This is a genomic window from Streptomyces sp. NPDC088730, assembly GCF_044751215.1.
In the GTDB taxonomy this organism is placed as follows: domain Bacteria; phylum Actinomycetota; class Actinomycetes; order Streptomycetales; family Streptomycetaceae; genus Streptomyces.
Genome location: NZ_JBIVLK010000005.1, coordinates 269,208 through 290,605, shown reverse-complemented (window position 1 = coordinate 290,605; position 21,398 = coordinate 269,208). Strand labels below are relative to the sequence as shown.

The window sequence follows — 21,398 nt, the reverse complement described above, 5'->3', positions numbered from 1 at the left end:
CTTGGAGGACTGGTGAACGCTCCCCACAAGCGCACCGCACGTCGCAACACCCGCACGCTGCGCGTCGCGCTCGTCGCGCTCGGGCTGACGCTCACGGCTGTTCCCGTCACCGCATTCGCCGGCACCCCCGCCCCGCCGGCCGCTCACCACCAGGAGGCCGCCGCGACCGGACTGGACGATCCGGCGAAGAAGGACATCGCCATGCAGCTGGTCTCCAGCGCGGAGAACTCCTCGCTGGACTGGAAGTCCCAGTACAAGTACATCGAGGACATCGACGACGGCCGCGGCTACACCGCGGGCATCATCGGCTTCTGCTCCGGCACCGGCGACATGCTGGACCTGGTGGAGCTGTACACGAAGCGCAAGCCGGGCAACCCGCTCGCCCAGTACCTGCCGGCCCTGCGCGAGGTGGACGGCAGCGACTCCCACGAAGGGCTGGACCCGGGCTTCCAGGCCGCCTGGAAGAAGGCCGCGGCCGACTCGGCGTTCCAGCAGGCGCAGAACGACGAGCGCGACCGGGTGTACTTCAACCCGGCGGTCAGCCGGGGCAAGAGCGACGGACTGGGCACGCTCGGCCAGTTCGCGTACTACGACGCCATCGTCATGCACGGCGACGGCGGCGACAGCACGAGCTTCAGCAGCATCCGCAAGCGCGCCCTCGCGAAGGCGAAGCCGCCGGCCCAGGGCGGCAACGAGGTCAGCTACCTCAACGCCTTCCTGGACGCGCGGGTCTGGGCCATGCAGCAGGAGGAGGCCCACTCGGACACCAGCCGGGTGGACACCGCCCAGCGGGTCTTCCTGAAGAAGGGCAATCTGAACCTGAACCCGCCGCTCGACTGGAAGGTGTACGGCGACAGCTTCCACATCGGCTGACGGTTCCGGGCACGGCTGCGGCGCGTACGGCTCCCCCTGGCGGGCGGGGCCGTACGCGCCGCAGCGCTGTGACGATACGTCAGGGCACGTGCAACGGAGCAGCGTTGGCCAGCTCCTCACTCACCGTCTCGGCATCCTCCTCCTCGTCCGGCTTGCGGCCCAGGTGGTTGAAGGCCAGGTTGAGGACGATCGCCACGACGCATCCGGTGGATATCCCGGAGTCCAGCACGACGAGCAGGTCCTTGGGGAACGCGTGGTAGAAGTCCGGCGCGGCGATCGGGATCAGCCCTATGCCGACGGCCGCGGCCACGATCAGCGCGTTCTCACCCTTCTCCAGAGCGGCGGTCGCCAGGGTCTGGATGCCGCTCGCGGCGACCGAGCCGAAGAGCACGATGCCCGCGCCGCCGAGCACCGGCAGCGGGACGAGCGCGATGACGGACGCGGCCACCGGGACCAGGCCGAGCACGATGAGGATGCCACCGCCCACGGCCACCACGAAGCGGCTGCGGACCTTGGTCATCGCCACCAGCCCGATGTTCTGGGCGAAGGCGCTGCACATGAAGCCGTTGAACAGCGGGCTGACGGCACTGCCCAGGGTGTCGGCGCGCAGGCCGCCCTCGATGGTCCGCTCGTCGGCCGGACGGTCGACGATCTTGCCGAGGGCCAGCATGTCCGCGGTCGACTCGGTCATGCAGACCAGCATGACGATGCACATCGAGACGATCGCGGCGATCTCGAACTGCGGCGCCCCGAAGTGGAACGGGGTGGGGAAGCCGATGGCGTCGGCCTCCTTGATGGCGCCGAAGTCGGTGATGCCGACCGGGATCGCGATGAGCGTGCCGATGATGAGTCCGAGCAGGATCGCGATCTGCTGGAGGAAGCCGCGCAGCAGCTTCCTCAGCGCGAGGACGATCACCAGGGTGACCGCCGCCATGATGATGTTGGTGGTGGAGCCGTAGTCGTCGGCCGTGGCGTTGCCGCCCTGGGACCAGTTGAAGGCGACCGGGAGCAGCGAGACTCCGATCAGGGTGATGACCGTGCCGGTGACGACGGGCGGGAAGAAGCGGACCAGCTTGCAGAAGTAGGGCGCGAGGACGAAACCGAGGAGGCTGGCGACGATGATCGCGCCGAAGATGACGGTGATCCCTTCGTGCCCCCGGTCCTTGCCGATCGCCACCATGGGTGTGACCCCGGCGAACGAGACGCCGTTGACGAACGGCAGCCGGGCGCCGATGCGCCAGAAGCCGAGGGTCTGGAGCAGGGTGGCGATGCCCGCGGTGAACAGGCTCGCCGCCACCAGGAAGGCGGTCTCCTTCGGGCTGAGCCCCACGGCGGGGCCCACCACCATGGGCGGGGCCACCACACCCGCGTACATCGCGGCCACGTGCTGGAGGCCGCTGGTGAACATCTTCAGTGGGGGAAGGGTCTCGTCGACCGGATGAGTGCGGTCGGACTGGGCCGGCTCCGATATGTCGGGGTCGGATGCTGCGTCTGCGTCATTGCGAAACCTGGGCGTAGCTGCCACGGCGGTTCCTCCGGTCGGGTACACGTCTGCGGCGACGTGGGTATCAGGGAGGTGGAGCGTTGGTGCAGGTCGGCAGCTGGTGCGGGCAGCTGGGGTTCAGCGGTACGGGGGGCGCGTACGTATGGGTACGCGCCCCCCGTACCGGTTGCCGTGGGCCCCGCTCGGGTCCACGGCGGCCGGTCGAGGGCCGTCCCCCTCGGCCGGCCTGTCGGGGGGCGCCGGGCGTCAGGCTCCGGCGGCGATCTGGGCGAGGCGGCGGGCCTCGTCGCGGGTGGCGCGGGCGATGGTGTCCTCGTCCACGGTGGTCAGGTGGTTGCCCTCGACGACCGGCTTGCCGTCGACGAGCGAGAGCGTGACGGGGGCCGCGGCGCCGAACACCAGGGCGGTCACCGGGTCGGCGATGGACGCGTGGGCGATGGTGTCCAGCTTCCACAGGACCAGGTCCGCGAGCTTGCCGGGCTCCAGGGAGCCGATCTGGTCGGCACGGCCGAGGACCTGGGCTCCGCCGTACGTGCCCAGGCGCAGCGCCTGACGGGCGTTCAGGGCCCGTTCGCGGTGCGGGCCGAGGCGGTTGATGAGGAGGGCGTTGCGCAGCTCGGTGTGGAGCTCGCCGGACTCGTTGGACGCGGTGCCGTCGACGCCGAGGCCGACCGGGACGCCGGCGGCGAGCATGTCCGGGACCCGGGCGATGCCCGCGGCGAGCCGGGCGTTGGAGGACGGGCAGTGCGCGACGCCGGTGCCGGTGCGGGCGAAGGCGGCGATGTCGGAGTCGTTCATGTGGACGCAGTGCGCCATCCACACGTCGTCGCCGAGCCAGCCGGTCGACTCGAAGTAGTCGGTCGGGCCCATGCCGAACAGCTCGTGGCAGAACTTCTCCTCCTCCACCGTCTCCGAGCCGTGGGTGTGCAGCCGCACTCCGCGGCGGCGGGCCAACTCAGCTCCCTGCCGCATCAGTTCGGTGGACACGGAGAACGGGGAGCAGGGCGCGACGGCGATCTGGGTCATCGCGTCGAAGGAGGCGTCGTGGTGCGCGTCGATGGTGGCCTCGGTGGCGGCGAGCGCGCCGTCGAGGGTCTCCACGGCGAAGTCCGGCGGCAGCCCGCCGTCCTTCTCGCTGCGGTCCATCGAGCCGCGGGCGAGGGTGAACCGCAGGCCCGTCTCGCGGGCGGCGCCGATGATCGCGCCGGACAGGTCGCCGGAGTCCCGGGGGAACACGTAGTGGTGGTCCATCGCGGTGGTGACACCGCCGCGGGCCAGCATGGCGAGCGAGCCCTGCGCGGCGGCGCGGGCCATCGGCTCGTCGATGCGCGCCCAGGTCGGGTAGAGGGCGACCAGCCACTCGAAGAGGTTGTGGTCGGTCGCCAGGCCGCGGGTGATCCACTGGTAGAAGTGGTGGTGCGTGTTGATCAGACCGGGCGTCACGAGATGGCCGGTGCCGTCGATCCGGCGTACGACGTTGTCCAGGCCCTCCGGCGCCCGGCCGGCGCCGACCGACTCGATCCGGTTGCCGGCGACGACGACATGGCCCGAGGCGTACTCGGTGTCGTCGGCGTCGACGGTGGCGATCGAACAGTTCTCGATGACGATGCGTTCCACGCGCTCGGTCGCTGCCTGTGCTGCCATGGTGCTTCCTTCTCTCATCAGCGATGTGGGCACGGCAGGACCCTAGGAGGATTTGAGTGCCACGGCCGAGCGGCTGTGGGTGCCGAGATGGTGGAAGAAGAGGTTGAGCAGGACCGCGACGAGCGCTCCGGCGCTGATGCCGGAGCCCAGTACGGTCTGCGCCCAGGACGGGAATCCCGCGTAGAAGCCGGGCGCGGCGAGCGGGATGATGCCCGCGCCGAGCGCCACGGCGACCAGGATGATGTTGGAGCTGTCGTCGAGCCCGGCCTCGGAGAGCGTACGGATGCCGCTCACCGCGATCGAGCCGAACAGGACGATGCCGGCGCCGCCGAGCACGGGCATCGGGACGAGCGAGACGACCGCGCCGAGCACCGGGAAGACGCCGAGGACCAGCAGGGCGCCGCCGGCGGTCGCGACGACGTACCGGCTCCGTACCTTCGTGAGGGAGACCACGCCGACGTTCTGGGCGAAGGCGCTCGTCGGGAAGCCGCCGAAGACCGGTCCGACGAGGGTGGCGATGCCGTCGGTGCGCAGTCCTCTGGTGATGGTCCGGCCGTCGGTGGGCCGGTCGCAGATCTCACCGAGAGCCAGCATTCCGGCGGACGACTCCGTCATCAGGACGAGCATCACGATGCAGAGGGAGAGGATCGCGGCGGGCTGGAACTCCGGTGCGCCGAAGGCGAAGGGGGTGGGCAGCGCGGCGAGCGGAGCGGAGCGCAGGGCGGAGAAGTCCGCGAGGCCGAACGGGATGGCGGCCAAGGTACCGATCAACAGCCCCATCAGCAAGGCGACTTGCTTGAGAAAGCCGCGGCCGAACCGCTGGATGACCAGGATGACGGCCAGCGTGAAGGCGGCCAGCGCGAGGTACTTCATCGCGCCGAAGTCGGCGGCGGTCCGGTCGCCGCCCTGCGCCCAGGAGACCGGGACCGGCATCAGCGTGACGCCGATGAGCGTGATGACGACGCCGGTGACGAGCGGCGGGAAGAACCGGAGCAGCCTTCCGAAGAACGGGCCGACGAGCAGGCAGAACACGCCTGCGACGAGCACCGCCCCGTAGATCGCCGGGAGTTGACGGCCCGGCGCGCTGGTCTCTGCGATGGCGAGCATCGGCGCGATCCCGGCGGAGGAGGCCGCGTTGACGAACGGCAGCCGGTTGCCGGCGAAGCCGCCGAGGCCGAGGGTCTGCAGGATGGTGGCGCAGCCGGCGATGAGGAGGCTGGCCGCGATCAGCCGGGTCAGGCCCGCCGTGTCGAGGCCGACGGCCTGTCCGATGATGAGCGGAGGGGTGACGACGCCCGCGTACATGGCGGCGATGTGCTGGAGCGCGGCGGGCAGGAGCCGCGACGGGGCGAGCTTTTCGTCCACCGGATGGATCGGGCCGTCCGGCTGGGTGGTACATGGATCTATCGCTGATTCAGGCCCAAGTGCAGGCTGTGCCATGGGGTTTCCCTCCGGCCCGGCCGCTCCCCGTCCGCTGTGGACGGACGGGGAGCGGCGCGGCGCCGCGTCAGAGGTTGGTCATGTCGACCGGGATCTGCGGCTCGACGCCGTCCCGCAGCACGGTGGCTTCGATGAGCCCGTACGGACGGTCGGCCGCGAAGTAGACCTCATTGTCGTTCTTGAGGCCGAACGGCTCCAGGTCCACCAGGAAGTGATGGTTGTTCGGCAGCGAGAACCGGATCTCGTCGATCTCGCTGCGGCTGTTGATGACCCGCGAACCCATCTGGTAGAGGGTCTGCTGGAGCGAGAGCGAGTACGTCTCGGCGAAGGCTTGCAGCATGTGCTTCTTGGCCTGCTCGTACGACTTCTCCCAGTTGGGCATCCGGTCGTCGTCGCTGGTCCAGTTGTAGCGCCAGGCGGCGGCGACGTCGGTGCACAGGATGCGGTCGTACGCCTCCTTGAGCGTCGTGTACTTGTCCTTGACGTAGCCCCAGAACTCCGAGTTGGTGGAGTTCATGACCGTGAGGTCCTTCAGGCCGGAGATGATCTCCCACTTCTCGCCGTCGTAGGTGACCTGCGTGGTGCGCAGTTCCTGGCCCTTGCGGGCGAAGGAGTGGTTGACCTCGTCCGATCCGATGAACCTGGAGCTGTTGTCCGAGGTCGCGATGCGCTCCCAGGAGTACTCCTGGATGCGGATGCGGGCGACCTTGATCGGCTCCTGCGTCGTCACGAAGTGGCGGGCGAGGTGGATGCCGAACTGTTCCGCCGACTCGATGCCGTACTCCTTGGCGAACGCGAACACCGTGTTCTTGGTGGTGTCGGTCGGCAGGACGTTCGCGTTGGAGCCGGAGTAGTGGACGTCGTCCATGTCGCCGGAGAGGGCGACCGAGACGTTGAGGTCCTTGATGTGGTGGGTGTCGCCGTCCCGCGTGATCTTGACGACGCGGTTCTCTGCTTTGCCGTACTGGTTCTGGCCGAGAATCGTGGGCATGTGTCTGCTAGCTCCCTCGGTATACGGAGTAGCCGAACGGGTTGAGCAGCAGCGGTACGTGGTAGTGCTCGCCCGGGGTGACGGCGAACGTGATCGCCACCTCGGGGAAGAACGCACCGCTGTCCCTTACGCGGGGGGCGTCCTGCTGCGCCTCGGCTTGCTTCTTGCTGGCGAAGTACGGCTCTGTCTCGAAGTCGAGCCGTACGTGGGTGGTGCCCTCCGGCAGGGCCGGCAGGTCCTTGCAGCGCCCGTCCGCATCGGTCGCGGAGCCGCCGAGGGTCACCCACTGCGCGTCGCCGCCCGTGCGGGCCGCGAGCGAGATGGTGACGTCCGCGGCGGGGCGGCCGATGCTGGTGTCCAGGATGTGCGTGGACACCGATGCGGTGGCGAAGGTGCTCAAGACCTTCACTCTCCTTCGATTGCGAGTCTTACGCGTCTTCCGTGACGAGACGGGTCAGCCTGATGCGGTTGATCTTGCCCAGCTCGGTGCGCACGTGTCCGCGCTCCTCCTCGGGCGAGTTCCCGGACCGGGTCCTCAGCGCGTCGCGCATCTGCTCACCGGTGGCCCCGGTGGCGCAGATCAGGAAGACGTGTCCGAACCGCTCCTGGTAGGCCAGGTTGAGTTCGAGCATTTCGGTCTTGAGCTCCTCGGTGGCGCCGGCCATCCCCCGCTGTTCGCGGGAGGAGGTCGGGTCCCCGGGCTTCGGACGGCCGATCGGCGGGTGGCCCGCCATGGCTTCGGCCAGGTCCTGCGCGTCGAGGGCCGCCGTGGCGGTGTCGCTCGCGCGGAACAGGGCTTCGGCTGTGGCGTAGGGGCGCCCGGAGAGGATCGCTCTCCCCCAGGCAGCACTGGCACAGACCTCGTGCAGTGCTGCGGCCGCCTCGCGGTCCGCCAGGGTGTTGAACCGGGCCAGGCCCGGTATGGAGCTCGAAGTCACGGGAGCCTCCGTGGCTGTTTTTCGCTGTGCGTCGGTCGGGCTGCGGATAGCTAACGCCCTCCACAACACCACGTCAACACTTTGTTGAAATTACGTTCATGTAAAAGGCCGTCGCCCGATGATCCGGACGACGGCCTTCCGTGACGCTGCGCGGACCGGAACCGGCCGCGGACCCAACTACTCGCTCTTCGGGCCGATATCCCTGTTCAGGTAGTTGTAGACGGTGAACCGGCTGACCCCCAGGGCCCCCGCGACCGTCTCCACGCCGTGCCGCACGGAGAAGGCACCGCGTGCCTCCAGGGTCCGGACGACCGCCTGCTTGGTCCTGCGGTCCAGCTCGGCGAGCGGCATGCCGTGCCGGCGCTCCATGGCGGCCAGAATGTGATCCAGCGAGTCCGAGAGCTGCGGCAGCCGGACCGCGATGACGTCCAGGCCTTCCCAGGCCAGCACGACGTCGTCGGGGAGCGCCTCCTCCGGACCGAGCAGCTCGGCGCCCATGGCGTCGACGAGCGGTTTGACCGCGGCGACGAGGGGGTGGTCCGCGGGCTCCGTCACTGGGAGTCCTCCCCGATCACGTTGACCTGGAGGGAGACCCGGGTGGCACCCGATGCCAGGGCCTTGCGCAGGAGGGAGTCCACCGCGGTGAGCACCTGGTCGGCGCCGCCCTCGGCCGTGTTGCCGAACGGGCCGACGTCCACGGCGTCCAGATCGGCGGTCTGGACGACCTCGCGGGCGACGACGGCGTGCGCCGGCGCCTCGTCGAGATCGAAGGGCTCGGTGGTGAACTCCACTCTCAAGCGCACGGTGCCTCCATGGTGCGGGTCGCCGCGGCGGGGAACCCCCGCAGCTCGGGCACGACCCTAACGGACGGGCGCCGCCGCACCCGCCTCAGAGCGGCAGCACGCACACCGCCGCCGGCGCGGCGAAGGGCGCCCCCACGGACTCCAGCGCGCCGCTCTCCGCGTCGACCCGGAAGACCGTCACCGTGCCGGACTTCTGGTTGGCGGCCAGGAGCAGCGACCCGTCCGGCGAGAAGGCGATGTGCCGGGGGAAGTCGCCGTTCACCGGCACGGTGTCCAGCAGCCGCAGCGTGGCCCCGTCGTCCTCGACGGCGTACCTGGTGAGGCTGTTGTGCCCCCGGTTGGCCAGGTAGGCGAAGCGGCCGTCCCCGGTGACCAGCAGCTGGGCCGGGTAGCTGGTGCCGCCGCCCGTCCCGGTGGGCTGCGGGGTGCCCGGGGTCAGCACGCCGGTGGCGGGGTCGTAGCCGCAGACCACGACCGTGTTGTCGACCTCGCAGGCCAGGTAGGCGTACCGGCCGCCGGGGTGGAAGGTGAGGGCGCGCGGTCCGGCGCCGGGGCGCAGCGCGGCGTACGAGAGCTGCTCCAGGGAGCCGCGGTCCTCGTCGAGCCGGTAGGTGTAGACCGTGTCGTTGCCCAGGTCGACGGCGAGGATGTGGGCCCCGTCCGGCGCGGTGATGATCTGGTGGGCGTGCGGCCCGTCCTGGCCCGGCCCCGGCGCGGGTGCGGTGTGGGCGACCAGGTCGGTGCGCTCCCCCGGTGTGCCGTCGGCGGCCAGGGGGTGCACGGCGACGCTGCCGGAGGTGTAGTTGGCGCTGAACAGCCACTTCCCGCCGGGGTGGACGGAGAGATGGGCGGGCCCGGCACCGCCGGTGTCGCGCGTTCCCAGCACCCGGAAGGTCCCGTCGGCGGCGAGCGCCACCGCGGTGACGCCGCCCCGCTGCTGCTCGTCGACGGCGTAGAGCGTGGAGCCGGTGGGGTGCAGCGCGAGGTACGAGGGGTTCTCGACGCCGGTGACGACGGTGCGGTCGGTGATGGTGCCGGCGGCCGGGTCGTACGAGGCCACGCCGATTCCGGTGCCTCCCGGCGTCGTCGAGGTGTAGGTGCCGAGGAAGAGCGTCGCGGTCCTGCGCGCCCCCTCCCCGGTGGCGCGCGGCGCCCGCCCCGGATGTCCGGAGCGGGGCAGCGAGGGGGCGGCGGCGAGCGCGCCGCCCGCCAGGAGTGCTCCGAGAAGGGTGCGGCGGCTTGTGGGGGTGGTCATGCGAGGCACCTCGTGGGGTCGGCTGCGTCGGATGTGTCAGCCACAGTGGCCTGCCCCGGTGACCGGCGCAAGACTCGCACCGGCCGTTGCGCAGGACGCAACGCGCATACGTGCCGCACGGCATCAGCCGCCGGACTGGATGTCACCGCGGGTGGACGAGGTGATCGGGTCTCCCTGGGCGAAGTCGCCCGGCGGGATCCCCGGATGGTGTCCGCCCTCCACGGGCCGCACGGCCGCGGCGGGGCCGAGGGCCAGCCGGGAGACGATCCGGTAGCGGTCGCCCCGGTAGAGCGAGTGCACGTACTCCACGGGGCAGCCAGTGGTGTCCGAGGTCAGCCGCTCGAAGAGCAGGGCGGGGGAGAGCTCGGGCACGTCGAGCAGCCGGGCCTCCGCGCGGGTCACCACGGTCGGCTCGATCGCCTGGACCGCTTCGTGGACGTGCACGTCGTGGCGCTCGCGCAGGTGCTCGTAGAGATCGCCGTCCTCCAGCTCCTGGGCGGACAGCCCCGGCACCAGCCCGGCCCTGATGTGCAGGTGCTCGATCGCCATCGGGGCACCGTCGACCAGCCGCAGCCGGGCGACGTACACGATCTCGGCGGCCGGCGACATGCGCAGCTTGCGGCCGACCCGCGCACCGGCCTGGAGGGTGGTGAACTCCAGCAGCCGGCTCGACCAGGCCCCGGCCGCCTGCGGGACGGACAGGGCCAGGTCGGCGGAGATCAGCTCCTGGGTGATCTTCGCGGGCGCGACGAACATCCCCCGGCCGTGTTCGCGCACGAGCAGCCCGGCGGCCACCAGCTCGTCGACCGCGGCCCGCAGGGTGGGCCGGGAGACGCCGAGGGTGGCGCAGAGGGACCGCTCCGAGGGGATGGCGTCACCCGGCCGGCGCGACTCGATCAGCTCCAGTACGGCGTCGCGGGCCCGTTCCCGTTTGAGCACCGTCCCCGGTGCGTCGGCGTCCATGCGATGCCCCTCCTGACACATTTCTCATTTGACCAGTTGAGCAACCAGTCGAGTCAATCGCCCTACTGGTCAAGTGGATTGTAGCCGCTGTCACGCCAATACCGATGGACCGATTTGCCGGTAGATCGCCAGAACCCTTTGACACCAAGGGACTTGACGACCTCATTGGTCCATGCCACCTTCATCCACCATCAAGAGGTGAGCTGTCCAGTGGGCTTCACTGGTCAGGTGGTCAGGTCCTGTTCTCCAGAGGTGAACCGTGAAGTACCGCTTGCTTGCCGGTGGGTCCGCGCTCGTGATGGCCGCCGTTCTGAGTGCGTGCAGCTCCTCGTCCGGCTCCGCCGGGAAGTCCGGAGACGGGCCGACGGACATCGACGTGTGGCTGATGCGCGACAGCGTCTCCGCCGAGTTCCAGAAGAAGTTCGTGAAGGGCTTCGAGGCCGCACACCCCACGATCAGGGTCCGGGTGCAGATCCAGGAGTGGGACGGCATCGGCGAGAAGATCACCGCCGCGCTGGCCAGCAACGACGCGCCGGACGTCATAGAGAGCGGCAACACCCAGGTCGCGCAGTTCGCCCAGAGCGGCGGGCTGCTCGACCTCAGCGACAGGACCGACGAGCTGAACGGCAAGGACTGGCTCAAGGGGCTGGCCGAGCCGGGAGCGTACGAGGGCAGGCAGTACGGCATCCCGTACTACGCGGCCAACCGCGTCGTCATCTACCGCACCGACCTGTTCGAGAAGGCCGGCATCGACGCCTCCGCGATCAGGACGCGCGAGCAGTGGCTCGCCGCCACCGCGAAGCTCAACAAGGGCGGCACACAGGGGATCTACCTGCCAGGTCAGCTCTGGTACGCGCTGGCCGGGTTCATCTGGGACGAGGGCGGCGACCTCGCCACCGAGTCCGGCGGGAAGTGGAAGGGCGCCCTGGACACGCCGGAGGCGCTGCGCGGCATGGAGTTCTACGGGCGGCTCCAGGCCCTGGGCAAGGGCCCGAGGGACTCCGACGAGGACGATCCGCCCCAGGCCGACGTCATGGCCAAGGGGCAGGTGGCCCAGGTGATCTCCACCCCGGGCGGTGCCAACGTGGTCGTGGAGAAGAACGCGGCCCTCAAGGGGAAGCTCGGCTTCTTCCCGGTCCCGGGCAGGACCGCGGACACCCCGGGGGCCGTCTTCACCGGCGGCTCCGACCTGGTGATCCCCACGGCCTCCGGTCATCAGGAGGCGGCGCTCACCTTCGTCAAGGAGCTCACCGGCGACGCCTGGCAGAAGAAGCTGGCCGTCGCCATGAGCTACGTCCCGAACCGGACGACCCTGGCCTCCGCGGTGGCGGACGACCCGGGTGCGGCGGCGATGGCGGCCGGCGCGGCGAACGGCCACGCGACGCCGAACACGCCCGGCTGGGCGGCCGTCGAGGCAGAGAACCCGATCAAGGACTACATGGCCGCCGTCCTCACGGGCGGTGACCCGGCGAAGGAGGCCGCCAAGGCCTCCGGTGACATCACCCGGGCCATGAACACCGCCTCCTGACCCGCTGCCCGTCCCACCACCGAGAGGAGCCGCGCCGTGCCGGTCATCCGGGAACGGACCGCATCCCCCAGACCCCGGCTCCGGCCGGCACCGCCCGCCCGCCGGCGGCGGTCCGGGGAGCCGCGCGGCCCCTGGCCGTACGTGCTGATCGCACCCGCCGTCGGCGGCATGCTCTACCTGCTCCTCTACCCGCTGCTGCGGGCCGTGCTCATCTCGCTCCAGGACTTCAGGCTGCGCCAGCTGATCATGGGCGACGCGGAGTTCGTCGGTCTGCGCAACTACCGCACCCTGCTGTCCGATCCCCGGTTCTGGGAGGCCGTCCGGCGCACCTTCCTGTTCATGGCGGTCAACGTCGCCCTGATCATGGTCATCGCGACGCTGGTCGCCCTGATGACCGAACGGCTCGGCCGGTTCGGACGGGGGGTGGTCCTCAGCTCCCTGGTGCTGGCCTGGGCCATGCCGGTGATCGCGGCCACCACGGTCTTCCAGTGGCTGTTCCACTCCGAGTTCGGCATCGTCAACCGGCTGCTGACCGGGGCGGGCTTCACCTCCTTCGACCGCTACCCGTGGTTCGCGCACGGCACCGCCGCCTTCTCGATCCTGGTCCTGCTGATCGTCTGGCAGTCGGTGCCGTTCGCGGCGGTCACCCTCTACTCGGCGCTCACCACCGTGCCGGCCGAGCTGTACGAATCGGCCTGGCTGGACGGGGCGACGGCCACCCGGATCTTCCGCTCGGTCACCTTCCCGGTACTCCGGCCGATCTTCCTGCTGGTCTTCTCCCTCGAAGTGATCTGGACGTTCAAGGCGTTCGTCCAGATCTGGGTGATGACGCGCGGCGGTCCCGGTGACGCCACCACGATCCTGCCCGTCTACGCGGTACAGACCGCACTCGCCGGACAGCGGTACGACCTGGGCTCGGCCGCCTCCATGGTCACCGTGGTCCTGATGTCCGGGGTGCTCGTCCTCTACTTCCGCCAGATGCTCCGCCAGGAGGACGAATCCCGATGAGCCTGCCGCGTCCGAGGCCCCGGCGGATCCCGCTGAACGCCGCCGCCGTACTGACCGTCCTGGTCTGCCTGTTCCCCGTCTACTGGATGATCGCGACCGCGTTCAAACCGTCCCGCGACATCCAGTCCACCGATCCGGACCTCTTCCCGCACACCTGGACGCTCGACCACTTCCGCACGGCCGTACAGGCCGACGGCTTCGGGATGTTCTGGCGCAACAGCTTTCTGGTGACGCTCAGTTCGATCCTGCTGGCCCTGCTGGTCGCCATCGGCTCCGCCTACGCGGTTGCCCGGATGCGCTGGAAGGGGCGGCGGCAGTTCATGCTCATGGTCTTCATCGCCCAGATGGCGCCCTGGGAGTCGCTGATCATCCCGGTCTACATCATCTCCCGCGACACGGACATGCTGGACCGGCTGCCGACGCTCACGCTCGTGTACTTCATGGTCACGCTGCCGTTCTCGATCGTGGTGCTGCGCGGCTTCATCGCCACCGTCCCGCCGGAGCTGGAGGAGGCCGCGCAGGTCGACGGGTGCACCAGGACCGGGGCGTTCCGGCGGGTGGCACTGCCGCTGCTCGCGCCGGGGCTGATGGCCACCTCGCTGTTCGGCTTCATCACCGCGTGGAACGAGTTCGCCTACGCCAACTTCCTGATCATCAAGCACCAGGACAGCCGCACGCTGCCGGTCTGGCTGTCGTCGTTCCAGAACACGTTCGGCACCGACTGGGGCGCCACGATGGCCGCCTCGACCCTGTTCGCCCTGCCCGCGCTGGTGGTCTTCCTGCTGCTCCAGCGCCATGTCACCTCCGGCTTCGCGGCCGGCGCCGTCAAGGGCTGACAGCCCGAGTTCAGAACCCGGAGGCATTCCGTGCCCGCACCACGCCCCGAACACACGCTCGTCCCCCGGCCCAGCAAGGTGTCGCCCCGCCCCGGCCGGTTCATCCTCGACCGGGAGACCACGGTCCGGGCCTTCCCCGGGGCGGAGGGCGCCGCCGGCCTGCTGCGCACCCTGCTGGCCCCCGCCACCGGGCTGCCGCTGGCGCCCTCCGCCACCGGCCGGGTCGTGCTGGCGCTCGACCCGCAGCTGGGCGGCCTCGGCGAGGAGGGCTACGGGCTCACCATCGGCCCGGACGCCCTGCTGCTGCGGGCGGCACACCTTCCCGGCCTGCTGCGGGGCGTCCAGACGGTCCGTCAACTGCTGCCTCCCGAGGCCCTGTCGGACGTGGCGCAGCGGGAGGAGCGGTGGCCGCTGCCCTGCGTCGAGATCAGCGATGTGCCCGCGCACCCGTGGCGCGGCACGATGCTCGACGTCGCCCGGCACTTCCAGCCCGTCTCGTACCTGCGCCGGTACGTGGACCTGATGGCGCTGCACAAGCTCAACACCCTCCACCTCCACCTCACCGACGACCAGGGCTGGCGGATGCCCGTCGCCGCCTACCCCCGGCTGACCGGCATCGGCGGCCACCGCACGCAGTCGGCGTCCGGACCGCCGGGCGACTCCCCCGAGGCGTACGACGGGATTCCGCACTCGGGGGCGTACACCCGGCGGGAGCTGCGGGAGCTGGTGCGCTACGCGGCGGGCCTCGGGGTGCGCGTGGTTCCGGAGATCGAGATGCCCGGCCATGTGCGCGCGGCCCTCGCCGCCTACCCCGAGCTGGGCAACGATCCCTCGCGGCGGCTGGGCGTGTGGACGCGCTGGGGCGTCTGCGACACCGTGTTCGGCGTCCACGAGGAGGTCTTCGACTTCTGCCGGACGGTACTGCAGGAGGTCATGGACGTCTTCCCGTCCCCGTACATCCACGTCGGCGGCGAGGAGTGCCCGACCACGGAATGGGAAAACAGCCCGGCCGCCCGGGAGCGGGCCGCCGCCGAGGGGCTGCCCGACGCCCGCGCCCTGCACGGCTGGTTCGTGGGCCGGATCGGGGCGTTCCTGGCCGAGCAGGGCAGGCGGCCCGTCGGCTGGGCGGAGACCGGCGCCGAACTCCCGTTGGAGTTCACGGTGATGACCTGGCGCTCCCCGGCCCACGCACGCGCCGCCGCCCGCCGGGGCCACCAGGTGATCGCCGCACACCACCGGGCCACCTACCTCGACTACGCCCAGTCCCCCGACCCCGGCGAACCGGCGACACAGCCGGGCCCGCCGGTCGACCTCAGGGCGGTGCACGGCCACCGGCCGCTGACGGACGACTGGGACGCGGCCGAGACCAGCAGACTCCTGGGCACCCAGGCCCAGTTGTGGACCGAGTACGCGAGCACGCCGGACCGGATCGAGTACCAGACCTATCCGCGGCTGTGCGCCCTCGCGGACCGGGCCTGGTCCGGCGGTGGCGACGACTGGCCCGGGTTCCTGTCACGCCTCGGCGGGCACACGGCACGGCTCGACGCGCTCGGCGTCCGCTACCGCCCCCTCGGGGGCCCCTTCCCGGCCCCCTCCCCAGGAACAGTGCCGACCCCGTAGGAACCACTCCCCCACGACCGTTCCGGAAAGGAACAGCTCATGAAGTCACTCGCGAAGACCCGGATCCGTGCGGTGGCCGCAGCCGCCGCCACCGTGGCCCTGGGCTGTACGGCGCTCGCCGCCGTCCCGTCGACGGCGAGCGCCGCCGACGGCTCGCTCGCCGTGCAGTACCGCACCGGCGCCGCGGGGGCGACGGCCGACCAGAGCGAGCCCTGGCTGAAGGTGCGCAACACCGGCAGCGGGGCCGTACAGCTCAGCGACGTCAAGATCCGCTACTACTTCAAGGGCGAGGCGGCCGCCGACGCCTACCGGTTCGCCTGCTCCTGGGCGGTGCGGGGCTGCGCGAACATCACCGGGACGTTCGGCACACTCGCCTCCCCGACCGCCACCGCCGACCGCTACCTGGAGATCGGTTTCACCGCGGGCGCGGGCTCGCTGGCACCGGGTGCCGACACGGGCGATCTGCAACTGCGCTTCTACCGGTCGAACTGGCAGCCGCTGGTGCAGAGCGACGACTACTCCTTCGGCGCGGGCTCGGCCGCGTACGGCGACTGGACGAAGGTGACGGCGCGGCTCGGCGGGGCCCAGGTCTGGGGCGACGCCCCGGAGGGCAACGGTCCGACCGATCCCACCGACCCCACCGACCCGACCGACCCGCCGGAGGACGGGCCGACGCTCTTCGACGACTTCAACTACAGCGGCCACACCGACGCGCGGATCGCCGCCCACGGCTGGAGCGTCCGCTCGAACTCCGGCGGCCCCGGTGTGCCGGGGGCCACCTGGGCGCCGGAGAACGTCACGTTCGCCAACCAGGGCGGCAACTCCGTCATGAACCTGGAGACGTCGACGGCGGGCAGCGGTGAGTCGACGAGGCAGACCGAGATCCTGACCCGGTCGATGAAGTTCCGCGACGGCACCTACGCGGCGCGGGTGAAGTTCAACGACGCGCCGGTCTCGGGCCCCGACGGCGACCACCTCGTCCAGACGTTCTTCACCATCAACGACCTGAAGGCTCCGATGGCGGACGACTACGCGGAGTACGACTTCGAGTAGCTGCCCAACGGCGGCTGGGGCGAGAGCGGCAACATCCTCTACACGACCTCGTGGGAGACCTACCGGCCCGACCCCTGGGAGGCGGTCAACGCGCACACCGAGTCCCGGCAGAGCTACGCGGGCTGGCACGACCTGGTCGTGACCATCGACGACAGCGCGATCACCTACTACATCGACGGGCAGCTGTTCGGCACGCACGGGGCGGCCTACCTGCCGGAGCGCGGGATGTCGATCAACTTCAACCAGTGGCTGATCGACCTGGCCGGACAGACGAGCACGACGCCCCGCTCGTACGACCAGCAGGTGGACTACGTCCTGCACGTGAAGGACCAGGTCCTCACCCCGGCACAGGTGAACGCCCGGGTGAGCGCCTACCGCGCGGCGGGGACCACGTTCCAGGACACCGTTCCGGCCGGCTGAGCCGGTAGCGCGGGCAGCGGGCAGGGCGGACGGGCCGACGGGCCTCCGCCCCGCCTTCCGTATGTCCGCGACAGGCCCGAATTCCGGGCACCCCCTTGACAGCCCGCCCACCCTCCGGGCAATCTTCCGTTAAGCAGAAACTAACTTCCGCAATACGGAAGGAGCGCCGAAACCCTCATGGGCTACCCGGACCAGCGCTTCGATGTAAACCTTTCGATCCTCTTCACGGAACTCCCGCTCCTGGAGCGTCCCGCGGCAGCCGCCGCGGCGGGCTTCACGGCGGTCGAGCTGTGGTGGCCGTGGATCGAGACCCCCACCCCTCCGCAGGCCGAACTCGACGCCCTCAAGAAGGCGCTCGACGAAGCGGGCACCGAGCTGGTGGGGCTGAACTTCTACGCCGGACAGCTGCCCGGCCCCGACCGCGGCGCGCTCTCCGTGCCCGGCACGGAGTCGGACCGCTTCCGCGCCAACATCGAGGTGGCGGCCGACTTCGCCGCCTCGGTCGGCTGCAAGGCGCTCAACGCGCTCTACGGCAACCGGATCGACGGCGTGGACCCCGGCGTCCAGGACGAACTCGCCCTGGAGAACCTGGTCCTCGCCGCCCGCGCGGCGGACCGGATCGGGGCGGTCCTGCTGATCGAGACCCTGAACGCGCCGGAGTCCCCGCGCTACCCGCTGGTCAGCGCACCGGCCGGGATCGAGGTCGTCGACCGGATCAACGCGGCGACGGGCCTCGGCAACGCGAAGTTCCTGATGGACCTGTACCACCTGTCGATGAACGGCGAGGACCTCAGCGAGGTCATCACCGCGTACGCCGGCAAGACCGGTCACGTCCAGATCGCGGACAACCCGGGGCGCGGCGCGCCCGGCACCGGCTCGCTCCCGCTGGAGCAGCTCCTGGACGAGCTGACGAAGGCCGGTTACGACGGCTGGGTCGGCCTGGAGTACAAGCCGGGCGACCGGCCGAGCGCCGCGTCCGTCGAGTGGCTTCCGGCCACCGCGAGGCCCGCCCGCCGGTAGCGGCGGACCGTCACTCGTACACACGCTTATCGGAAGGCACCCTCATGAGCAACAACCTCCCCAAGGTTGCGTGGATCGGGCTCGGCATCATGGGTTCGCCCATGTCCGAGAACCTGATCAAGGCCGGTTACGACGTCACCGGATACACCCTGGAGCAGGACAAGGTCGACCGGCTGGCCGCGGCCGGCGGCACCGGCGCCTCCTCGATCGCGGAGGCGGTCAAGGACGCGGACGTGGTCATCACGATGGTGCCCGCCTCCCCGCAGGTCGAGGCCATCGCGTACGGCCCCGACGGCATCCTGGAGAACGCCAGGCGCGGGGCGCTGCTGATCGACATGTCCTCGATCACCCCGCAGACCTCCGTGGACCTCGCGAAGAACGCCGGGGACAAGGGCATCCGCGTACTGGACGCCCCGGTCTCCGGCGGCGAGGCCGGCGCGATCGAGGCCGTGCTGTCCATCATGGTGGGCGGCGAGCAGGCCGACTTCGACAGCGCGAAGCCGCTGCTGGACGCGCTGGGCAAGACCATCGTGCTGTGCGGCCCGCACGGCTCCGGCCAGACGGTGAAGGCGGCCAACCAGCTGATCGTCGCGGTCAACATCCAGGCCTGCGCCGAGGCCGTCGTCTTCCTGGAGAAGTCCGGGGTCGACCTCAACGCCGCGCTCGACGTCCTCAACGGCGGACTGGCCGGATCGACCGTGCTGACCCGCAAGAAGGCCAACTTCCTGAACCGGGACTTCGCCCCCGGCTTCCGGATCGACCTGCACCACAAGGACATGGGCATCGTCACGGACGCCGCCCGCAACGTGGGTGCCGCGCTGCCGGTCGGCGGAGTCGTCGCCCAGCTCGTCGCCTCGCTGCGCGCGCAGGGCGACGGCGGCCTGGACCACTCGGCGCTGCTGCGCTCGGTCGAGCGGCTCTCCGGTCAGCCCGTCCAGGACTGACCCGCGGTCATGCGGCCGGGCCCCGCGCGGGCCCGGCCGGCACCACCCCGCCGGGTGACCTTCTCCCCGGCCCACAGACTTCCGGGCGGCGTCGGCGCTGACACCTGTCCTGTCGCGCCCAGGCGTCGGCGCCGTCCGGAACACCTCTTCACCATGAATTTCAACAAACTGTTGACGCCGGGATCGGGGCGTACTTACGCTCCGGGGGCGAGTCCGCAAAGTGTCGCCGTCCGCCCGGAGGGCCGCCGGCCAGACGAGACTTCGCGGACGCGCCCCCGCCCCAGGACGTCGCAGTTCAGCAGCTCCCGTACGGAAGGTCGCCCCGACACCATGACGCAGCGTGTGCTTACGACCGAGTCAGGCGCCCCGGTCGCCGACAACCAGAACTCCGCCACCGCCGGCGTCGGTGGCCCGATCCTCCTCCAGGACGGTCACCTCCTGGAGAAGCTCGCCCGCTTCAACCGGGAGCGCATCCCGGAGCGCGTGGTGCACGCCCGCGGCTCCGGCGCGTACGGCTACTTCGAGGTGACCGACGACGTCACCGGCTTCACCCGCGCGGACTTCCTCTCCGAGGTGGGCAGGCGCACCGAGACGTTCATCCGCTTCTCCACCGTCGCCGACTCGCTCGGCGGCGCGGACGCGGTACGCGACCCGCGCGGATTCGCGCTCAAGTTCTATACGGACGAAGGCAATTACGACCTGGTCGGCAACAACACCCCGGTGTTCTTCATCAAGGACCCGATCAAGTTCCCCGACTTCATCCACTCGCAGAAGCGCGACCCGTTCACGGGCCGTCAGGAGCCGGACAACGTCTGGGACTTCTGGGCGCACGCCCCCGAGGCGACGCACCAGGTGACCTGGCTGATGGGCGACCGGGGCATCCCGGCCTCGTACCGCCACATGAACGGCTACGGCTCGCACACCTACCAGTGGACGAACGCGGCGGGCGAGGCCTTCTTCGTCAAGTACCACTTCAAGACCAACCAGGGCGTGCGTTCGCTCTCCGCGGACCAGGCCGCCGAGCTCGTCGGCAAGGACGCCTCCTCGCACCAGACGGACCTGCTCCAGGCCATCGAGCGCGGCATGAACCCGTCCTGGACCCTGCACGTGCAGGTGATGCCGGCCGCCGACGCCGCGGACTACCGGTTCAACCCGTTCGACCTGACCAAGGTGTGGCCGCACAGTGACTACCCGCTCCAGCGGGTGGGCCGACTGGTGCTGGACCGCAACCCGGACAACGTCTTCGCGGAGGTCGAGCAGGCCGCGTTCTCCCCGAACAACTTCGTGCCCGGCATCGGTCCTTCCCCGGACAAGATGCTCCAGGGCCGGCTGTTCGCCTACGCGGACGCGCACCGCTACCGCCTCGGCGTCAACCACACCCAGCTGCCGGTGAACGCCCCGCGCACCGCCGTCGTCGACAACTACGGCCGCGACGGTCTGCACGCCACCCGATACGGCGCGCGGCACGACAAGAACTACGAGCCCAACTCCTACGCGGGCCCGGCCCAGACGGACTCCGCGTTCTCCGCGCCGATGGCCGTCCAGGGCTGGACCGGCACGCACGAGGCGCCGGCCCACAACAAGGACGACGACTTCTTCCAGGCGGGCGAGCTGTACCGGCTGATGTCGGCCGACGAGAAGGACCGGCTGATCGCCAACATCGCGGGCGGCCTGTCCCAGGTCACCCGGGACGACGTGATCGAGAAGAACCTCGCCCACTTCCACGCCGCGGACGCCGACTACGGCAAGCGCGTGGAGGAGGCCGTCCGCGCCCTGCGCGAGGACTGAGCCCTCCGGTTGGGCCCCCGAGCCCTGCTCGCGTCGTCGCGCCCGCCCGGATGAGGGGTTGCGCGGGGGCGCGGGCAGGACGAGGCCGCGGCGGATGTGCGACGCCAGTGCGGTGGTGCGGGTGGGGGTCCCGTCTCCTGACCTGAAGGAGCCGGGACCTCCCGCCCCCGTCACACACCCGCCGCGGCCCCTGTCACTCCCCGAACCAGGGCGTGGAGTACGGATTACGGTCCCGTACTCCACGCCCTTCTCGGGTTCACGGAAGGGCCGGCCTCGTGGCCGCCGGCGGTACGGCGGTGCTCGCCCCGGGGCCGTGGTCCGCGGCGCGTGTCTGATGGGGCGGGGCGATCTCCCTGATCAGCCCCTCGACCAGGGCCTTGATCTCGTCGCGGACGGTGCGGACGGCCTCCACGCCCCGGCCGGCCGGGTCGTCCGGCTTCCAGTCGAGGTAGCGCTTGCCGGGGAAGACGGGGCAGCTGTCGCCGCAGCCCATCGTGATGCACACGTCCGACTCGCGGACCGCGTCGGCCGTGAGGATCTTCGGGGTCTCGGCGGAGATGTCGATGCCGACCTCGGCCATCGCCTCGACGGCGGCCGGGTTGACGGCATCCCCCGGGTCCGAGCCGGCGGAGCGGACCTCGACACGGTCCCCGGCCAGGTGGGTCAGCCAGGCGGCTGCCATCTGGGAGCGGCCCGCGTTGTGGACGCAGACGAACAGGACGGACGGCTTGCCGGAGGACTCGGCCATGACGATCGCTCTCTTTCGTCGC

19 protein-coding genes and 1 pseudogene are annotated in these 21,398 nt (G+C 70.6%); 9 read left to right on the top strand and 11 right to left on the bottom strand.

Going from position 1 to position 21,398, the window contains the following annotated elements:
* Positions 1-12: 12 nt before the first annotated feature.
* A complete protein-coding gene (locus ACIP89_RS18740; RefSeq protein WP_401933376.1) occupies positions 13-873 on the top strand; it encodes a chitosanase in 861 nt (286 codons plus the stop codon).
* Positions 874-952: 79 nt separating this feature from the next.
* On the opposite strand, the gene ACIP89_RS18735 is transcribed toward ACIP89_RS18740, so the two are convergent.
* From ACIP89_RS18735 to ACIP89_RS18690, 10 genes are all read right to left on the bottom strand, one after another.
* Positions 953-2,344: a nucleobase:cation symporter-2 family protein gene (locus tag ACIP89_RS18735; RefSeq protein WP_401930223.1), complete on the bottom strand. Its 1,392-nt coding sequence runs from the start codon at positions 2,342-2,344 to the stop codon at positions 953-955.
* A 279-nt stretch (positions 2,345-2,623) separates the two neighbouring features.
* The gene (locus ACIP89_RS18730) at positions 2,624-4,021 is read right to left on the bottom strand and encodes an 8-oxoguanine deaminase (protein ID WP_401930087.1); all 1,398 of its coding nucleotides are present in this window, start codon (positions 4,019-4,021) and stop codon (positions 2,624-2,626) included.
* 42 nt (positions 4,022-4,063) lie between these two features.
* The gene (locus tag ACIP89_RS18725; RefSeq protein WP_401930089.1) at positions 4,064-5,461 is read right to left on the bottom strand and encodes a nucleobase:cation symporter-2 family protein; all 1,398 of its coding nucleotides are present in this window, start codon (positions 5,459-5,461) and stop codon (positions 4,064-4,066) included.
* Between the two features lie 67 nt (positions 5,462-5,528).
* On the bottom strand, positions 5,529-6,452 hold the full coding sequence (gene pucL, locus ACIP89_RS18720) for a factor-independent urate hydroxylase (RefSeq protein ID WP_371775376.1): 924 nt from the start codon (positions 6,450-6,452) through the stop codon (positions 5,529-5,531).
* A gap of 7 nt (positions 6,453-6,459) precedes the next feature.
* Complete coding sequence (gene uraH / locus ACIP89_RS18715) at positions 6,460-6,852, bottom strand: hydroxyisourate hydrolase (RefSeq protein ID WP_401933371.1); 393 nt, start codon at positions 6,850-6,852, stop codon at positions 6,460-6,462.
* Between the two features lie 28 nt (positions 6,853-6,880).
* Entirely contained in the window at positions 6,881-7,390 is a 510-nt protein-coding gene (gene uraD / locus ACIP89_RS18710) for a 2-oxo-4-hydroxy-4-carboxy-5-ureidoimidazoline decarboxylase (RefSeq protein WP_401930093.1), read from the bottom strand.
* A 177-nt stretch (positions 7,391-7,567) separates the two neighbouring features.
* On the bottom strand, positions 7,568-7,945 hold the full coding sequence (locus ACIP89_RS18705; protein ID WP_401930095.1) for a helix-turn-helix domain-containing protein: 378 nt from the start codon (positions 7,943-7,945) through the stop codon (positions 7,568-7,570).
* Positions 7,942-8,193 (bottom strand): hypothetical protein, encoded by a 252-nt coding sequence (locus ACIP89_RS18700; protein ID WP_402115743.1) that lies wholly within the window; start codon positions 8,191-8,193, stop codon positions 7,942-7,944. Before ACIP89_RS18700 ends, ACIP89_RS18705 begins: the two co-directional genes overlap by 4 nt.
* A gap of 85 nt (positions 8,194-8,278) precedes the next feature.
* Entirely contained in the window at positions 8,279-9,448 is a 1,170-nt protein-coding gene (locus ACIP89_RS18695) for a lactonase family protein (protein WP_402115741.1), read from the bottom strand.
* A 123-nt stretch (positions 9,449-9,571) separates the two neighbouring features.
* Complete coding sequence (locus ACIP89_RS18690; RefSeq protein ID WP_401933363.1) at positions 9,572-10,411, bottom strand: GntR family transcriptional regulator; 840 nt, start codon at positions 10,409-10,411, stop codon at positions 9,572-9,574.
* Positions 10,412-10,670: 259 nt separating this feature from the next.
* On the opposite strand from ACIP89_RS18690, the gene ACIP89_RS18685 reads away from it, so the two are divergent.
* The 8 genes and pseudogenes from ACIP89_RS18685 to ACIP89_RS18650 all read left to right on the top strand — a co-directional run bounded on the left by ACIP89_RS18685 (position 10,671) and on the right by ACIP89_RS18650 (position 20,628).
* On the top strand, positions 10,671-11,939 hold the full coding sequence (locus ACIP89_RS18685) for an extracellular solute-binding protein (RefSeq protein WP_401930102.1): 1,269 nt from the start codon (positions 10,671-10,673) through the stop codon (positions 11,937-11,939).
* Positions 11,940-11,975: 36 nt separating this feature from the next.
* Positions 11,976-12,947: a carbohydrate ABC transporter permease gene (locus ACIP89_RS18680; RefSeq protein WP_402115740.1), complete on the top strand. Its 972-nt coding sequence runs from the start codon at positions 11,976-11,978 to the stop codon at positions 12,945-12,947.
* A complete protein-coding gene (locus ACIP89_RS18675; RefSeq protein ID WP_402115738.1) occupies positions 12,944-13,783 on the top strand; it encodes a carbohydrate ABC transporter permease in 840 nt (279 codons plus the stop codon). The genes ACIP89_RS18680 and ACIP89_RS18675 overlap by 4 nt, the downstream gene beginning before the upstream one ends.
* A gap of 30 nt (positions 13,784-13,813) precedes the next feature.
* The gene (locus tag ACIP89_RS18670) at positions 13,814-15,403 is read left to right on the top strand and encodes a beta-N-acetylhexosaminidase (protein ID WP_402115736.1); all 1,590 of its coding nucleotides are present in this window, start codon (positions 13,814-13,816) and stop codon (positions 15,401-15,403) included.
* Between the two features lie 39 nt (positions 15,404-15,442).
* Positions 15,443-16,876, top strand: a pseudogene (locus ACIP89_RS18665) (cellulose binding domain-containing protein).
* A gap of 177 nt (positions 16,877-17,053) precedes the next feature.
* Positions 17,054-17,896, top strand: coding sequence for a TIM barrel protein (locus tag ACIP89_RS18660; RefSeq protein WP_401933350.1), 843 nt, complete (start codon positions 17,054-17,056; stop codon positions 17,894-17,896).
* 44 nt (positions 17,897-17,940) lie between these two features.
* Complete coding sequence (locus ACIP89_RS18655) at positions 17,941-18,840, top strand: 2-hydroxy-3-oxopropionate reductase (RefSeq protein WP_401930114.1); 900 nt, start codon at positions 17,941-17,943, stop codon at positions 18,838-18,840.
* A 330-nt stretch (positions 18,841-19,170) separates the two neighbouring features.
* On the top strand, positions 19,171-20,628 hold the full coding sequence (locus tag ACIP89_RS18650) for a catalase (protein ID WP_401930116.1): 1,458 nt from the start codon (positions 19,171-19,173) through the stop codon (positions 20,626-20,628).
* Between the two features lie 256 nt (positions 20,629-20,884).
* Here the strand turns inward: ACIP89_RS18650 and ACIP89_RS18645 are convergent, their stop codons facing one another.
* The gene (locus ACIP89_RS18645; RefSeq protein ID WP_402115734.1) at positions 20,885-21,376 is read right to left on the bottom strand and encodes an arsenate reductase ArsC; all 492 of its coding nucleotides are present in this window, start codon (positions 21,374-21,376) and stop codon (positions 20,885-20,887) included.
* Positions 21,377-21,398: the final 22 nt, after the last annotated feature.

Bases quoted from the DNA above. Each gene is read 5' to 3' on its own strand.
- ACIP89_RS18730 (WP_401930087.1), bottom strand. From the start codon at position 4,021: ATGGCAGCACAGGCAGCGACCGAGCGCGTGGAACGCATCGTCATCGAG.
- ACIP89_RS18725 (WP_401930089.1), bottom strand. From the start codon at position 5,461: ATGGCACAGCCTGCACTTGGGCCTGAATCAGCGATAGATCCATGTACC.
- pucL (WP_371775376.1), bottom strand. From the start codon at position 6,452: ATGCCCACGATTCTCGGCCAGAACCAGTACGGCAAAGCAGAGAACCGC.
- ACIP89_RS18695 (WP_402115741.1), bottom strand. From the start codon at position 9,448: ATGACCACCCCCACAAGCCGCCGCACCCTTCTCGGAGCACTCCTGGCG.
- ACIP89_RS18690 (WP_401933363.1), bottom strand. From the start codon at position 10,411: ATGGACGCCGACGCACCGGGGACGGTGCTCAAACGGGAACGGGCCCGC.
- ACIP89_RS18675 (WP_402115738.1), top strand. From the start codon at position 12,944: ATGAGCCTGCCGCGTCCGAGGCCCCGGCGGATCCCGCTGAACGCCGCC.
- ACIP89_RS18660 (WP_401933350.1), top strand. From the start codon at position 17,054: ATGGGCTACCCGGACCAGCGCTTCGATGTAAACCTTTCGATCCTCTTC.
- ACIP89_RS18655 (WP_401930114.1), top strand. From the start codon at position 17,941: ATGAGCAACAACCTCCCCAAGGTTGCGTGGATCGGGCTCGGCATCATG.
- ACIP89_RS18650 (WP_401930116.1), top strand. From the start codon at position 19,171: ATGACGCAGCGTGTGCTTACGACCGAGTCAGGCGCCCCGGTCGCCGAC.
- ACIP89_RS18645 (WP_402115734.1), bottom strand. From the start codon at position 21,376: ATGGCCGAGTCCTCCGGCAAGCCGTCCGTCCTGTTCGTCTGCGTCCAC.